The sequence below is a fragment of the Hyphomicrobium sp. genome (genome assembly GCF_019744875.1).
In the GTDB taxonomy this organism is placed as follows: domain Bacteria; phylum Pseudomonadota; class Alphaproteobacteria; order Rhizobiales; family Hyphomicrobiaceae; genus Hyphomicrobium_C.
In genome coordinates this window covers 1,040,177-1,055,905 of sequence record NZ_JAIETU010000002.1, presented here as the reverse complement: position 1 = coordinate 1,055,905, position 15,729 = coordinate 1,040,177, and the positions used below count along the sequence as shown (strand labels likewise).

The following is a 15,729-nucleotide window of genomic DNA, read 5'->3' as shown; positions in this document are numbered from 1 at the left end:
GCGGCCTCAGCGCACCGGCGGGGCGTAGATCAGCCCGCCGTTGGTCCACAGCGCATTGCGTCCGCGCGCGATGTTGAGCGGTGACTGCGAGCCGAGGTTGCGCTCGAAGCACTCTCCGTAGTTGCCGACCGCTTTGACGATCGAGACGACCCAGTCTGTGTCCAGCCCGAGCGCCTTGCCGAATTCGCCTTCGCCGCCGAGCAGCCGGCGGATCTCCGGATTGGAGGATGCGAGCTGCTGATCGACTGTGTCCTTCGTGACGCCGAGCTCTTCCGCGTTGATCATCGCAAACAAGGTCCAGCGCACGATGTTGGACCACCCGGCATCGCCCTGGCGCACCGCAGGCCCCAGCGGCTCCTTGGATATGAGGTCGGGCAGCATTTCGTGCGTGTCGGGGTCCGGCAGCCGCGTGCGCTCGGCGATGAGCTGCGAGCTGTCGGTCGTGAAGGCGTCGCAGCGTCCGTTGACGTAGGCGCCCCGCACCTCGTCGAGGCGCTCGAACACGACGGGGCGATAGGTGGCGCCGCGCGTCGCGAAGTAGTCGGCGAGGTTGAGCTCGTTGGTCGTGCCGCTCTGCACGCAGATGCTGGCGCCGTCGAGCTCCTTGGCGGACTTGAGGCCGAGCGCCTTGCGCGTCATGAACGCCTGCCCGTCGTAGTAGATCACGCCCGTGAAGTTGAGCCCGAGCGAGGTGTCGCGGCTCATGGTCCAGGTCGTGTTGCGGCTCAGGATATCGACCTCGCCGGATTGCAGCGCCGTGAAGCGCTCCTTGGCGTTGAGCGGCACGAACCGCACCTTATCGCCGTCGCGGAACACGGCCGCCGCCACGGCGCGGCAGAAGTCGGCGTCGATGCCGGTCCAGCGCCCGCGGTCGTCGGGCACGCTGAAGCCCGCCAGACCCGTATTGACGCCGCAGTTGAGGAGACCGCGTTTGCGAACCGTATCGAGCGTCGGCGACTGCGCTGCCGCGATGGATGAGAAGAAGCTCACGGCCGCCAGCATGCTGGCGACGGCGGCCAAATTGGAGCCAAGCACGGAGGAAATGCGGAGCGCCATGTCAGTGCCCCAGAATCTGCGAGAGGAACGCGCGTGTGCGCTCGTGGCGCGCCGCCGTGAAGAGCACGTCCGGCGATCCGGACTCGACGATCTCGCCGTGGTCCATGAACACGACGCGGTCGGCGACGGCCCGTGCAAATCCCATCTCGTGCGTCACCACCAGCATCGTCATGCCCTGGCCCGCGAGTTCGATCATCACGTCGAGCACTTCCTTGACCATCTCGGGATCGAGCGCGCTCGTCGGCTCGTCGAACAGCATGATGCGCGGGTTCATGGCGAGCGCGCGGGCGATGGCGACGCGCTGCTGCTGGCCGCCGGACAGCTGGCTCGGAAACTTGCGCGCCTGGTCCGCGATGCGCACGCGATCGAGCAGGGCCAGCGCGGTCGCCTCGGCCGTCGCCTTACGCACGCCGCGCACCCATTGCGGCGCGAGGCACAGGTTGTCCATCACGGATAGGTGCGGAAACAGGTTGAAGCTCTGGAACACCATGCCGACTTCGGAGCGGATCTTGTCGAGCGTGCGCAGGTCGCGCGTCAGCTCCGTGCCGTCGACGACGATGCGCCCGCCGTCATGGCGCTCGAGTCCGTTGAGGCAGCGGATGAGCGTCGATTTTCCCGAGCCCGACGGCCCGCAGATGACGATCTTCTCGCCTTCCTGCACGGTGAGCGAGATGTCGCGCAGCACATGAAAGTCGCCGAACCACTTCTGGACGTTCTCGATCAGCACGGCCGGCGACGTGCCGGAACGGGGAGGGGCGGAGGGTTGCGAAGGGCTTGCGGTCATCGACCCTCATCTGAGCGCGGTAACGGCGGTTCGCGGAAATAGCGGCCCCGCGGAAACGGCGGTTCTTATCGAATTTACCGAACTATGCCCGAGACTTGCCGGCCGCGTCCAGTTACGGCGTCTGCATCAGGTGTCGCGGCAGAGGAAAAGCAGCTCGCGCCCGTTCATCACCGTCGCGCTGCGCTCCGCAAAGCCGTTGGCGAGATAGAAGCCGACGTTGCGCATGCCGCGCGTGCTGATCGCATGAACGCCTGGGGAGCCCACTTCACCCGCGAGCTCGACGAACGCGCTGACGAGGGCCGCGCCGACGCCCCGCCCGCGCCAGTCGGCATCGATATTGATGTGCAGTTGCGCCGGATAGCGGGCCGTCAGTTGGGCGAATTCGGCGAAGAAGGCGAGATCTGCGAACAGCGGGTCCTGGGCCGGATCGTCGAGACTGCCGACGACGTATCCGAACGCACGGCGATTTCCATCGAGCGCCACGATGGCGCATTCGGGAAAGTATTTGAGGTAGCGGCCGAGCCAGCGTTCGCGGAACTGGTCTTTTTCCTGGTCGGATTCGAACGACTGGCGCGCGCTGGAGGAAAAGAAAACCCGGTCCAGGTCGACGATCAGGCCGTCGCGCTCCGTCGGCGCGAGTTCGATCCAGCGGCAGATCTGGTAGTCGGACATGGACGTTCCGCTGCGATCGGTCGAAGGCCGCCTATTCGGCCGCCGTGCGCACCGGCTGGGGCGTCACCGTAGATAACGCCGCCGCCGCTGCCGACCAATACCGCGCCTCCGCCTCGGCCGCGAGCCTTTCCTTGCGGAAGGCGTCTATCCACTCCCACACGAGCATGGGGTTGGTTTCGGCGAGTGCGGCCAGATCCTCGGGCGATTTGCAAAGCACGGTGCTGGCAAGGCGCCGAAGCTGCGCCGCCTCGATCATGTCCGGCGCAACGTGGGTGACTTGGGACCGCAACGGGCCGGGTGTGGACGGTGTCGCCAGCAGCGGGCCAGATGGTGGGAGCGGATGATGACGCATGGCTTTGGCCTCCAACGCCATTCGACACTAGACCCGAGGCCGCCGAGAAATTGGGCAGCGCGAAATCTGTCCACAGCTTATGGATGCTGCAACGCAAAAATCGCTTGACAGAGAGTTGTGCAATGCAGAGCCGCGGGCAAGCGAACGCGCATGACACCACGTCTGCATTTGGCGGACAAGCCTATGACATGCAACGCGAAAGCGCTGACAGCACGCCGCCTGTGCAAGCGCGAAGCACTGGCATGCGGGCCTGTCACCTAGGGAATCGGAATGGCAATCGGAAAATGGCGGAGCGAGCCGTACGCGGCTCGCTCCCGATGCGAATCGGATCGCAGCTATTCGTTGGCCGCTTTGACCGCGCGCGGCGGGCGCCGCATGAACGCAGGCACGTTGCCGGCGAATGCACTGACGGCCGCCTTGCTGTCTGCAGCGTCTCCGGCACTGGCCGGGCGTGCAGAGCGGGCCGGACGCGACGCCTGAGCGGCAGGACGCGCGTCGCCCCGCTGCTGTGCACTGCGCGAAGGCTCGGGCTGGCCGCGCGGAGCATCCTGCGCGCGCTCGGGCTTGGCGTCGGCGGCGGGTGCGGCGCGCTCGCGGCGCGGCTCCTGCTGCCTGCGAGGTTCGGACCGCTTCGGCGCGGGCCGCTCGTCGCGCGGCTGCCGGGCCGGTGCCATATCGACCTGCGGCTGCTCGCCGGTTCCGTTGTCATGCAGCACTTCTGCTTCGGCGGCGACAGGTGCCCTCTCCGGGCGTCCCTCGCGACCGCGCTCGCCGCGCCGGCCGCCACGGTCTCCACGACCGGACGCGCCACGGCCTTCACCGCTGCGAGACTCACCCCGGCCGCCTTCACTGCGTCCACCCTCGCGCTGTGCGCCAGGACGTCCACCTCGGCCACCGCGACCCCGCTTGCGCTTGCCCGCATCGGCGAAGTCGTCGTCGGACGGCGGCGCGCCGATCCACTCGGCGTCGACACCGAGCATCTTCTCGATGTCCTTGAAGGATTTCAATTCGTCCGGCGTCACGATCGAATGCGCCGTGCCTTCGCGCCCTGCGCGTCCCGTGCGCCCGATGCGGTGCACGTAGTCGTCGGACTGCCAAGGCAGATCGAAATTGAAGACGTGCGAGACGTCCGGAATGTCGAGGCCACGGGCTGCAACGTCGCTCGCAGCCAAGAGGCTGATCTCGCCGTTGCGGAACTTGTCTAGCGTCTCCATGCGGCTCTTCTGGTCCATGTCGCCGTGCAGGGCGCCGGCGTTGAAGCCGTGCTTCTGAAGGGACTTGAGCAGGATCGCCACGTCGCGCTTGCGATTGCAGAAAATGATCGCGTTCTTGACGTTTTCTGTGCGGATCATGTCGCGCAGAAGTTCGCGCTTGACCCAATCCTCGCCGTCGGGCGTGAACCGGAAGCGCTGCGTGATGGTTTTCGCCGTCGTGGCCGGCCGCGCCACTTCGATCCGCTCCGGATCGCGCAGGAACTGGCTGACGAGGCGCGTGATCTCCGGCGGCATCGTGGCCGAGAAGAACAGCGTCTGCCGGCGCGGCGGCAGCAGCTTGCAGATTTTCTCGATGTCCGGGATGAAGCCCATGTCGAGCATGCGGTCGGCTTCGTCGATGACGAGGATTTCGACGCCCATCAGCATCAGGCGTCCGCGCTGGAAGTGATCGAGCATCCGGCCCGGTGTCGCGATCAGCACATCCACGCCGCGATCGAGCTTGCGGACCTGATCGTCCATCGAAACGCCGCCGATCAGGAGCGCGACGTTGAGCTTGTGATTGATGCCGTACTTCTCGAAGCTCTGCGCCACCTGCGCGGCAAGCTCGCGCGTCGGCGCCAGAATGAGCGAGCGCGGCATCCGCGCCCTGGCCCGGCCCGTTTCGAGCCGCGCGATCATCGGCAGAACGAACGAGGCGGTTTTTCCGGTGCCCGTCTGCGCGATGCCGAGAACGTCGCGCCCCGTGACCGCCACCGGAATGGCTGCTTGTTGGATGGGGGTCGGATTGGCGTAACCGGCGGCCTCGATGGCCGCCTGCACCTTGGGGCTGAGACCGAGCTCAGCGAACGTCTTCGTTTCCAAAAAACTAAGTCTCCATACTGCGATCTCAAGGCCCCGAGCGCACACCGAAATAACGAAGACCGACGGAGGTCACCGGGCGCAGCTGCAAGACGACGAGAGCGCAGGGGAATGGCAGATGCCGCAAGCGGGCAAATACAGGAATTGGGGCTCGAAAAGGGATCAATGAGATCGAAGCCCCTGCGCCCGAGCCGATGCCTAGCTGACATAGCCCCCCATAAAAAGCAAGAAAAAACAGTGACTTTTCAAGTGCGCAATGTCGCAGAGTTGAATTCGTTTGTCGGATCAATGCGAAAACGGCCGCCTCGGGAGAGGCGGCCGTTCGAAAAAATAGGGCGTTGAGTTCTTTAAGCCTATTCGTCGAGCCACTTGTAAATGAGCGCGCCGACAATTGCGCCGAGGATCGGCGCGGCAAAGAACACCCAGACCTGGGTGAGGGCTTCGCCGCCGGCAAAGAGCGCCGGCCCGAGGCTGCGGGCGGGGTTAACCGACGTGTTGGAGACCGGGATCGACATCAGGTGGATGGCGGTCAGCGTAAAGCCGATGGCGAGGGGCGCAAACCCGGCCGTCGCATTCGGACGCGTAGCCCCCATGATGACGATCAGGAAGAACGCCGTCAGCAGGGCCTCGATGATGAACACGCTGGTGAGGCTTGCATTCAGCATCGAAAGGGTGCCGTAGCCGTTGGCAGCGAATGTCGCGGGTGCGTTGCCGATCAGCGAGAACACGCCCGTGGCTGCGATCGCGCCGAGGCACTGCGCCACGATGTAGGGAACCGCGTCACCTGCCGGGAAGCGTCCGCCTGCAACGAGGCCGATGGTTACGGCGGGATTGTAGTGTCCGCCCGAGATGTGTCCGATCGAGCGCGCGAGCGCCATGACCGTAATGCCGATCGACAACGCGACACCGATGATGCCCGCCGCGCCCGAGGGTGCGCCGAACGAGTAGAATGCTGAGCCGAGTACCGAAGCGGTCAGCATGAATGTGCCGATAAATTCGGCCCCGAGTGCTTTAATTTTCATTTCAAGTCTCCCCTGCGTCGTCTCCAAGCTGGCGGCACGCCGATGCTCCGATCTTGGAAATTGCAGGCTAGGTGCTTTCGCCTTCCGACGATTGCGAATCGCGCGTTGCCAGCAAGCTGTCTCTAGCACGATTGCCGGTCACGCGCCGCCAGGGCGCACATCGCCCGCAGGCCCGCGAATCGAAGTCGCGCCGAGGCCCGACCAATCGATTCGGAGGGTCGCGAACATCACCACCGTCAGCGCCACGAAGCCGAGGCCGGCGCCGGCGAGCAGCGCATAATCCTCGAGTTGCAGGATGAGATAGAGGAAGCCGTAGAGGAGCGCGAACAGCGCGGCCATGATCAGGCCGCTGCGCGCGCTTTCCAGTGCGCGGCTGACATAGGTCGAGAGCATGCCGCCGGTTGCAACCGAGGCGGCGATGTAGGCGGGCGTAAAGCCGATGTGTTCGGCCAGAGACAGCAGCAGCACGTAGAAGAACACCATCGCCAAGCCGACAAACAGATACTGCACCGAATGCACGCGCTTGCCGGACAGGAGCTCGAGCATGAACACGCCCATGAAGCCCACCGCCAGGAACAGGATGCCGTACTTGAGCGCGCGCGTGACGAGCCCGTAGAAATCGAGCGGCTGATAGAATGCCACGCCGAACTGGTGTTGCGAGAAGCGCTCGAAGCCGCCATCGGCGAGCATCCAGGCCTGCGGCACGCTGCGCGCCAGATGCGGCACGCGCCACTTGGCCGAGAAGCCTTTCTCGCTCACCGTGCGGTCGACCGGCAGGAAAGCGCCCATGAAGCTCGGATGCGCCCAGTCGGATGTCAGCTCGAAACGTGTCTCGCGAGCGGCGGGTGCGATCGTCATCGTTCCCGATCCCGTGAAGACAAGGTTGGCCTGGAACGAAAAGTCTTTGAGGGCCGTGTCGCCTTCGATCGCGGACGGTGCGCCGGAAAGCTTGGCGTGCATGCCGCTCGTGTACGTGCCGGGCACGCCGAGGCTGGGCGCGAAGGGAATGGCCTCGCGCCCGTTGATGGTCACGGTGGCCGCTTCCTTCAATCCGGCGACGTCGCTGAGCGCGAGCACCAGCGTGGCGTCGCGCCAGCGCACGGAGATGGCATTCGGGTCGATCTCGTTCATGTCGGGCGCCGCGAAACGCCCCGAGACCGCGAGCGAGGCCGTATAGACATTGATGTCGAAAATCGAGCGATGCAGCACCTTCGAAGCGCCTGTGCCGGAGATCGTCAGGTCCTCGGGCAGAAACACGGCGCGCCGTTCTTGCGTCTGCGCGATCAGCTTGTCGCCGTCCTTGGTTTCGATCCGCACCATGTACGGCACGACGATGAACGGTCCCGTGAGCTGCTGCGCCCCGCCCCAGGTGCGCGCCACGTCCCGCTCGACCTCGCGCGAGCGCCCTTCACGTTCGGACACGAGGCCGGACACGATCAGCAGCGGAATGAGCAGCAGCAGGATCTGGAATGAGATCAGGAAGAACTTGAACGCAGGCGAGCGCGCCACGCGACCGGCGGAATACATGATATCGGACATGGAAGAACCTCGTGTGCTCGGATGTGCGTTCGAACTCGGATGAGCGTCGGAACGTGTGTCGGGATCTGTCCGGGCGAAACTGAGGCGCGGGCCCGTCGCGTGGCGGGGACTTCGGCTATCGGGAGTGAATTTGCTCCCAATGCGGAATTCCGGAAGTTAGCTGAACTTTCCGCGCGCGCGCCTGAGCCGCAAAATGCGGACGCGAGCATGAGCGTGACGGGTGCCGCCGGAAGGCCACCCGGTGAACGCACGGACCAGGAAGCGGTGGGCGGCCTCGCGCAGGAAATTCCGTCGCGCACCCCGTTGTGCTACACTGGAGCGCGACAGGCCCGCGAGGGCGGGGGCGAACAGATGACGCGACGCGCGATCAGGATTGCTTGGGTTGGCGTAGGCTTGTGCCTGGCGATCGGCGCAGTCGCGAGCATATTGACGTTCGTCGGCCCGCCGGATCAGCCCTGGCACCGCGGCCTACGCGAGCTCTCCACGTTGATGGACGTCGCCGCGTTGCTGTTCTGGATCGCGGTGTTCGCGATCTATTGGGCCAGAAAACGCCGCAACGGATAGCCCCCACGCGGACCATCAGACTGCTGTCCGGGTCGCTTCAGTGCGTCGTCTCTGCGGGTCTTCTCGCCGCGTTGCGTTACACTGCATTGCAATGGTCGCAGGGCCACCGTTAGACTTCACCGGTTTGGCGGTCAGGGCGCATGTGTCCTTGCGCCGTCGAACGAGCTTGCGAACTGCACTCCGACACGATGAGCCACACTGTGCCCGACCGCGACGTCCCTGCCCGCGATGCCCCGAACCTGAACGCCGTCGTCGAGGAGATCGCCGAAGAGATGCGCAAGCGCACCGATCGGGGTGAGGTTGCGACCTACATTCCGGAGCTGGCGCGCGTCGACGCCGGGGCGTTCGGCATGGTCGTGATCGATGCCGACGGCAACGTCGCGGCAGGCGGCGACAGCGATGTCCCGTTTTCGATCCAGAGCATTTCCAAGGTGTTCACCCTGACGCTCGCTCTCGGCAAGGCCGGAGACCGGCTGTGGCGGCGCGTCGGACGCGAGCCGTCCGGTAGCCCGTTCAACTCCATCGTCCAGCTCGAGCGCGAGTGCGGTATCCCGCGCAATCCCTTCATCAATGCCGGCGCCATCGCCGTGACGGATCTCATCCTCTCGGGCCATCAGCCGCGCGAGGCGCTGGGCGAGATCCTGCGCTTCATGCAGTTCCTGGCCGACGACACGACAATCACGATCGACAACGCCGTGGCCGCGTCCGAGCAGCGGACTGGGTTCCGCAATGCGGCCCTCGCCAACTACATGAAGTCCTTCGGCGTCCTGGAAAACCCGGTCGACTTCACGCTCGGCGTCTACTTCCACCACTGCGCAATATCCATGACCTGTCGGCAGTTGGCGGCGGCCGGGCGCTTCCTGGCACACCTCGGGCGCAATCCGGCGACCGGCATGTCGGTGGTCACGCCGGAGCGCGCACGCCGCATCAACGCAATCATGCTGACCTGCGGCCACTACGACGGGTCGGGAGAGTTCGCGTATCGCGTGGGCTTGCCGGGCAAAAGCGGCGTCGGCGGCGGCATCCTGGCCATCGCACCGGGCAAGGCGTCGATCGCGGTCTGGTCGCCGGGATTGGACGCTGCAGGAAACTCACATCTCGGTCGCGTCGCGCTCGAAGCGCTGACGAAGCGGATGGGCTGGTCGATTTTCGGCGTCTGAGCCACCGGAGCCATCGTGAGCCCGTCGCTCCTCATCAAGGGAGAGGCCGCGCTCCAATCATTGAAACGAGAAAATCCCGCTTAGTGCTTCCGGGCCTGGTCTTCCGCGTCCTGGATCGCCTCGTCGTGATACCAGCCGGCGCCGTAGACGATTTTGGCCGCGCGCGCGTCGGGTGCGGCGGCGGGACGGTCGGCCTTCGGCAGGCCGAGGTGGGGCTCGATTGGCCGCGATGCGCGCCCGCCAGTCGGGAATTGATAGATCTTGGCTGTAGTCCGCAGAGAATTCGAAGTCATCGTCAGCCTCTCATTTCGAACGGTCTGATGACGCGCGAATAAATGAGCGTCGATATGCCGTAGTTTGCATGAAGTTCGACCAGTTTGCCCGCAAAAAATCAGCAATTGCCTAAACTTTGTGCATGATTGTTTCTGCGTGTTTGAGTAGCATTTTTGTGAAGGCGAGTTTGTCTTTCTGCCTTCTCTCTGATCATGAAACACGCTCGGCAGGTGTTTTGTTCTCTGCCGGACAACGCTTCTTCCTTCGGGGAACACAGTGGCCGGATGAAACAGAGCGGTTTGCGGACGGAACCTCGCCGCCTCGGCGCAGAGCAGAGGCCCCCGCGCAGCCGCTAAGCGGACCACCATCCAGCCGCCACGCACGTGAGCCTCAGCCGTCGGTGGCGAGGCATCGAACTCTTGATCCAACTGGGAGCTGCCTATGACGAAGTACAAGCTCGAATACATCTGGCTCGACGGCTATTCGCCCGTGCCGAACCTTCGCGGCAAGACGCAGATCAAGGAATACAGCGCCTTCCCTGAGCTCTCGGATCTTCCCCTCTGGGGCTTCGACGGCAGCTCGACCATGCAGGCCGAGGGCCACAACTCGGATTGTGTGCTGAAGCCCGTCGCGGTCTACCCGGACGCGGCGCGCACCAACGGCGTGCTCGTCATGTGCGAAGTCATGATGCCGGATGGCGTCACGCCGCATGCCACGAACAACCGCGCGACCATTCTCGACGACTCCGGCGCCTGGTTCGGCTTCGAGCAGGAATACTTCCTGTACGAGAACGGCCGCCCCTACGGCTTCCCCGTTGCCGGCTACCCGGCTCCGCAGGGCCCGTACTACACCGGCGTCGGCTACAAGAATGTCGGCTCGCTCGCCCGCCAGATCGTCGAGGAGCATCTCGATCTTTGCCTCGCCGCCGGCATCAACCACGAAGGCATCAACGCCGAAGTGGCGAAGGGCCAGTGGGAATTCCAGATCTTCGGCAAGGGCTCCAAGAAGGCCGCCGACGAGATGTGGATCGCGCGCTACCTGCTGCAGCGCCTGACCGAGAAGTACGGCATCGACATCGAGTATCACTGCAAGCCGCTCGGCGACACCGACTGGAACGGCTCGGGCATGCACGCCAACTTCTCGACTGAGTACATGCGCACGGTCGGCGGCAAGGCCTACTTCGAGGCGCTGATGGCCGCCTTCGACAAGAACCTGCAGGACCACATCGCGGTCTACGGCCCCGACAACCACATGCGCCTCACCGGGAAGCATGAGACGGCTCCGTGGAACAAGTTCAGCTACGGCGTCGCCGACCGCGGCGCATCGATCCGCGTTCCGCACAGCTTCGTCAACAACGGCTACAAGGGCTACCTCGAGGATCGCCGCCCGAACTCGCAGGGCGACCCCTACCAGATCGCTTCGCAGATCCTGAAGACGATCGCCTCGGTTCCGCTCACGGGCTCCATCGCCGCGGCTGCTTAAGCCCCCGCACGCCCACTGTTCGTCGCGGCACCGGACTGACCGCTGGTGCCGCGACGTGCCTCCCGCCCAAAGGCGACACTCCCCGTGTTGTTCAAAGTCTTTGGGCGGGCCACCTTCTTTGAAGGTCCGCCAATCTTCGAATTCAGAGCGCGCGAACCAGCGTGCGCACCGCCTGGATGAGCGGCGTGCACGCCGTCAGGTGCGCCTCCTCGCGGTCCAGCACCGCGGCAAAGGCCTTCTTCTTGAAGGCCGGAATGTCGATCCGGTCCGATGTCAGGCTGATCTCGGCCGCATCGCAGATGATGTCGATGAGCCGGTCGATCGCATGCAGCCGCCCCAGCAGATAATCGTTCTCGCGATAGCCGCGCGATAGAAACCCCGCGAAGTTGGCGAACCCCGTGCCCTTGAGCGCAGCGCCAGGCAGGCTCGAGAGCGTGCGCGCGTCGAGCGGGCTGATACGGTCCACCAGGATCTCGCGAAACTCGCCCGGCTCGCGCGTCATCGAGACCGGAAACGTCAGCAGGTCCCAGTAGGGAAAGCCCAGGTAGTTGACGAGCACTTCGCGGCGCGCCTCGTGCGGCCATTCGCTGGTGTCCATCGCGGCGAGCAGCAGGTCGACGTCGCGCGTGCTGGTGGTGAGGTTGATCTCGTCCGCAAGCCGGTCGATCAGCGCCGAAAGCTGCTCGTGATGGCTCGCGACGAAAATTCCGGCCGAGGCCTGCAGGTTGCGCGCATCCGACGGCGAGGGTGGAGCGGGAAAGATCTCCGATACCAGCGCGTGCGTCTCGATGCTGAAGCGCCGCCAGTCCTGCCGCTTTCGCAGCGTATCGAGGCACGCATAGAAATCCCGCTTGAGATGATTGACGGTTGCCGCCTCCAGCCCCGCATACCCGCCCTCGGCTTGGCGCTGATAGAGACCGTTCTGTCCTTCGATCAGAAAGTTGAGCCGCCGCTTGCGGTAGTCGAGATCGAACTTGAGCAGGAAGTCCGCCCAGGGCTTGAGCGGCGCGGCGGACGAGCCTTCCCCGTGCAGGCTCTGCGCGTCCGTGGTCTCGTAGACGATGCCGCTTTGCGCCGCCCACGCGTCGATGGTGGCGGCAACGGCGTTCGCCATCGGTGAGCCGGGCGCGACGCCGAGCATGGCGCTGATCGTGCGGCTGACGAACCGCAGGATGGACGCGAGCTTCAGGCGCACGTAGCCCTCGTAGGCAAAGCCCGCCTCGCGCGCCACCTGCGCGTTCATCTGCTCGCGCCAGACGCTGATCTGCGCCGTGGCATTCGACCAGTCGAGTTCGGCCGGCACGATGCGGTTGACGTAGCGCGTCACCTGCGGGCGCGCGCCTTCGATGATGCCGCGCAATTCCCGCATCCGGTCGTTGAAGCCGATCACCCAGCCGAGATCGTCCGTCACAGGCTGCGCGCGCGGAAGATCCGAGATCGCGCCGCGAATGGTCGAGAAAAAGCCGGGCACGCCGAGCCGCTCCCGGGTCGCCGGCATCGAGGGATTGGGCTCGATGTAGACCAGCCGCCGTTCCGCCTGCCGGTAGGCGGGCCGCCCGTGGATGGCCGCAATCGCCTCGCGAAACGGGCGATTGTTGAGCACGCTGCCGTCGATGAAACTCGCATACGTTGGGTCGAGATTGGCATCGAGATAGCGCGGAAAATTCTTCTCCAGAAACTCCTGCCGCGTTGGCCATGCGACGCCGCGGTCGCGCATCAGATGGTCCATCTCGGCGATCTGCGCCGGCGGAAACACGCCCGGAAACGACGACGTGGCGCGCGCGGCAAAGGCGAGGGCGGGCGCGTTGGCGAGATCGAAATCGCTTTCCACCGTGCCGCCCTGGCTGCGCCGGAAGCCGAAATGCAGCACGTGGCGATGCTCGCGCTCGTGGATGAGCGGCGGGTCGTGGATCTGCACCAGATGAAGCTGGCCATAGTAGTCGGTGAGCGTGACGAACAGGTCGAGCCGCTGTCCTGAGGGCAGCAGCGCGCTGCGCTTCGTGGGCTCGCCCATGGCGACGATCGCGTCGAACATCAGCCCCGACATGCCCGGCCCGTCGAGCGGCGGCTTGAACCAGCGCGACCGCATGAAGAGCGAGAGGTTGCGCCGCACCTCGGCGTCCTTGATCGAGGGGATCGCGCCGGAGGCCGCAGCACCCCAGAAGAACGGCCTCAGCGCTACCTTGCTCCAGCGCCCGGCGCGCGCTTCCCGCGCCAGCAGAACGTTGACGTCGGCGTTGTCGAGCCAGAGATCGCGCAGGCCGTCGATGGGAAGGTCGTGGCTCAGCGCGCGCGCCAGCATCGTGCCGTTGATGCCGCCCGCCGACGCCCCCGCGATGATGTCCACGATCACGCGCAGATCGAGGTCGCGGCCGATTTCGCGCAGCAACTCGAAGTAGATCCGCTCGGTGTCGGTCTCAGAGGCGGGAAGCCGCGTGTTCTCGGGGAGGGTTGCGGAGGCGCGCGCGCGCCGGTCGGAAATGTTGTGCAACGCTGAGGACGCGCGCACCAGCTTCAGGATTTCCTTGCTGATCCCATGCATGTAGACAGCGAGCGAAACGCCGCCGAAGCACACGAGCGCAATGCGCAGCTCCTTCTCTCGCATGGAGAGCCCCCGCGCCCTTTAAGCCGGCCGCGCGCAGTCGGTTGCGGCCAACCCGCTGGCGCCATGTTGGAACGAGTCTCGGCCCCGCGTCCACTGCGCCGGGACGATATCAGGTCGCTGCCGCCGGGACGGGATTGGCGAGCGCGCCTTGTAGGTCTTCGAGATCGAAGGGTTTTTGCAGCCGCAGCAGGCCAACGCTCCCCTGATCGGAGAAATCCGCGTAGCCCGTGGCGATGATGACGGGAAGGTGAGGCCGCTCCGTGGCGAGGATCCGCGCCAGCTCAAGCCCCGTCATGGAGGGCATGGCGTGGTCCGTGATGACAACGTCCACAGGCACGTCCGTCGCCAGTATGGCCAGCGCGTCTTTCGCGGAAGTCGCGGTGACCGGTGTGTGTCCGAGCTCTTCGATCATGGCCGTCGTGTTCATCAGAACCAGTCGATCGTCGTCGACCGCCAGCACCACGAGGCCCTGCTTTTGCGTCGCGGGAGCGGGCGCCGCGTCCTGGCGCTCGGACACGCTCATCCCGGCTGCCGTTGGAAACCACAGTTCGACGGTTGCCCCGGTCCCAGGCTGGCTTTTCAAAACCAGCTTGCCGCCCAGTTGGTCGACCATGCCGCGAACCATCGAGAGGCCGAGGCCCGTCCCCTTGCCCACGCCTTTCGTGGTGAAGAACGGCTCGGTGGCGCGGGCCATCGTATCTTCACTCATGCCCTCTCCCGTGTCCCGCACGGCGAGGCAGACGTAATCGCCCGGCGGCAGGTTGGCCTCGCCGGTGATCGACTTGGACTGGATCTCAAAGGTCAGCGCGCCTCCCTCCGGCATCGCGTCACGAGAGTTTACCGCGAGGTTCAAGAGCGCGAGCTCGAGCTGGTTGGGATCGACGAGGGCCAACTGCGGGGCGGATGGAAATCTCGTTTTGATCGAGATCGTCGGCCCCAACGCGTGCTGGATCATTTCAAGCACGCCGTGCACGAGCTTAATGAGGTCGGTGGGCTTGGGTTCGAGCTCCTGTCGGCGCGCGAAGGCCAGCATGCGCTGCGTCAGCGTGATGCCGCGTTGCGCGCCAAGCATGGCATTCTGAATGAAAGGCTGCAGCCGCGGATCGGGCGGCAGGCGCTTCTCGAGGATCGAGAGGCTTCCGGTGATGGCCATCAACAGGTTGTTGAAATCATGCGCGACGCCTCCGGTCAGCCGCCCGATGGCTTCCATCTTCTGGGCCTGCATGAGTTCTTCGCGCGTGCGATCCAGCGATTCCTGCGCCTTACGGCGCTCCGTGATGTCGCGCGTGATTTTTGCGTACCCGATGATATCGCCCGCTTCGCTCCGGATCGGGTCGATGACGACGTTGGCCCAGAATTGGCTGCCGTCCTTTCGAACGCGCAAGCCTTCTTTCTCAAAACGCCCTTCGCGCGCGGCCGTGTCGAGCGAGCGCTGGGGCCCGCCCGCCGCCACGTCTTCCGGCGTATAGAAAACGCTGAAGTGGCGCCCGACGATTTCCGATGCGGAATAGCCCTTGATGCGCTCGGCGCCGGCGTTCCAGTTGGAGACGTTGCCGTTTTCATCGAGCATGTAGATCGCGTAGTCGGTCACGCTCTGCACGAGCAGGCGGAACTGCTCCTCGCTGCGGCTCAGCTCGGCGGCCGCCTCTCGCCGCTCCGACAGGTCGCGCGTCACCTTGGCGTAGCCGATCACTCCCCCGGTCGGCGTTAGAATGGGGTCGATGACGACATGCGCCCAGAACCGCTCGCCATCCTTGCGGACCCGCCAGCCTTCGCCCTCGAACTTTCCCTCGCGGCGCGCGATTTCCAGCGCGCGGGCCGGCATGCCGGCCCGCCGGTCCTCCTCGGGATAGAATGTGGAGAAATGTCGTCCCACGATCTCCGACGCTTCGTAACCCTTGAAGCGGCGCGCGCCGTTGTTCCAGCTCGATACATAACCGTCCGGGTCAAGCATATAGATGGCGTAGTCGAACACGGACTCGACGAGCAGCCGATAACGCCCATCATCCATGGGCGAGGCTTGTAGTTTCTGCACGTTTTCCATTTCTAAACCTGGACCCGACCAGCCATAACGCGGCGGTCCGCTTTCCGTTCCGATCGTCGCCTGACCCGTAGGTTAAAGCAAGGGATCTGCCGGACCGCACTGGG

At 65.0% G+C, this 15,729-nt stretch carries 13 protein-coding genes; 3 read left to right on the top strand and 10 right to left on the bottom strand.

Annotation, left to right across the window (positions count from 1 at the left end; genetic code table 11):
* Positions 1 to 6 precede the first annotated feature (6 nt).
* The 7 genes from K2Y42_RS05030 to creD form a co-directional block, all read right to left on the bottom strand.
* Entirely contained in the window at positions 7 to 1,002 is a 996-nt protein-coding gene (locus tag K2Y42_RS05030) for an amino acid ABC transporter substrate-binding protein (protein WP_291150192.1), read from the bottom strand.
* A 55-nt stretch (positions 1,003 to 1,057) separates the two neighbouring features.
* Positions 1,058 to 1,840, bottom strand: a complete 783-nt coding sequence (locus tag K2Y42_RS05025) for an amino acid ABC transporter ATP-binding protein (RefSeq protein ID WP_291149194.1) — start codon at positions 1,838 to 1,840, stop codon at positions 1,058 to 1,060.
* A gap of 126 nt (positions 1,841 to 1,966) precedes the next feature.
* Complete coding sequence (locus K2Y42_RS05020) at positions 1,967 to 2,512, bottom strand: GNAT family N-acetyltransferase (RefSeq protein WP_291149191.1); 546 nt, start codon at positions 2,510 to 2,512, stop codon at positions 1,967 to 1,969.
* Between the two features lie 31 nt (positions 2,513 to 2,543).
* Positions 2,544 to 2,864, bottom strand: coding sequence for a hypothetical protein (locus K2Y42_RS05015; protein ID WP_291149188.1), 321 nt, complete (start codon positions 2,862 to 2,864; stop codon positions 2,544 to 2,546).
* 335 nt (positions 2,865 to 3,199) lie between these two features.
* Complete coding sequence (locus K2Y42_RS05010) at positions 3,200 to 4,939, bottom strand: DEAD/DEAH box helicase (protein WP_291149185.1); 1,740 nt, start codon at positions 4,937 to 4,939, stop codon at positions 3,200 to 3,202.
* A 350-nt stretch (positions 4,940 to 5,289) separates the two neighbouring features.
* The gene (locus K2Y42_RS05005) at positions 5,290 to 5,958 is read right to left on the bottom strand and encodes an aquaporin (RefSeq protein WP_291149182.1); all 669 of its coding nucleotides are present in this window, start codon (positions 5,956 to 5,958) and stop codon (positions 5,290 to 5,292) included.
* A 138-nt stretch (positions 5,959 to 6,096) separates the two neighbouring features.
* On the bottom strand, positions 6,097 to 7,497 hold the full coding sequence (gene creD, locus K2Y42_RS05000) for a cell envelope integrity protein CreD (protein WP_291149180.1): 1,401 nt from the start codon (positions 7,495 to 7,497) through the stop codon (positions 6,097 to 6,099).
* A gap of 207 nt (positions 7,498 to 7,704) precedes the next feature.
* Here creD and K2Y42_RS04995 point away from each other — a divergent pair, with 207 nt between their 5' ends.
* Positions 7,705 to 8,061 carry a hypothetical protein gene (locus tag K2Y42_RS04995; RefSeq protein ID WP_291149177.1) on the top strand — a complete coding sequence of 119 codons (357 nt, stop codon included), beginning with the start codon at positions 7,705 to 7,707 and terminating at the stop codon, positions 8,059 to 8,061.
* Between the two features lie 188 nt (positions 8,062 to 8,249).
* A complete protein-coding gene (locus K2Y42_RS04990; RefSeq protein ID WP_291149174.1) occupies positions 8,250 to 9,221 on the top strand; it encodes a glutaminase in 972 nt (323 codons plus the stop codon).
* Between the two features lie 80 nt (positions 9,222 to 9,301).
* Here K2Y42_RS04990 and K2Y42_RS04985 read toward each other — a convergent pair whose 3' ends face one another.
* Positions 9,302 to 9,514, bottom strand: coding sequence for a DUF2735 domain-containing protein (locus K2Y42_RS04985; RefSeq protein ID WP_291149172.1), 213 nt, complete (start codon positions 9,512 to 9,514; stop codon positions 9,302 to 9,304).
* Between the two features lie 421 nt (positions 9,515 to 9,935).
* Here K2Y42_RS04985 and K2Y42_RS04980 point away from each other — a divergent pair, with 421 nt between their 5' ends.
* Positions 9,936 to 10,976, top strand: coding sequence for a glutamine synthetase beta-grasp domain-containing protein (locus K2Y42_RS04980; RefSeq protein ID WP_291149170.1), 1,041 nt, complete (start codon positions 9,936 to 9,938; stop codon positions 10,974 to 10,976).
* Positions 10,977 to 11,118: 142 nt separating this feature from the next.
* Here K2Y42_RS04980 and K2Y42_RS04975 read toward each other — a convergent pair whose 3' ends face one another.
* Complete coding sequence (locus tag K2Y42_RS04975; protein ID WP_291149167.1) at positions 11,119 to 13,581, bottom strand: patatin-like protein; 2,463 nt, start codon at positions 13,579 to 13,581, stop codon at positions 11,119 to 11,121.
* A 109-nt stretch (positions 13,582 to 13,690) separates the two neighbouring features.
* Entirely contained in the window at positions 13,691 to 15,592 is a 1,902-nt protein-coding gene (locus tag K2Y42_RS04970; RefSeq protein WP_291149165.1) for a PAS domain-containing sensor histidine kinase, read from the bottom strand.
* Positions 15,593 to 15,729: the final 137 nt, after the last annotated feature.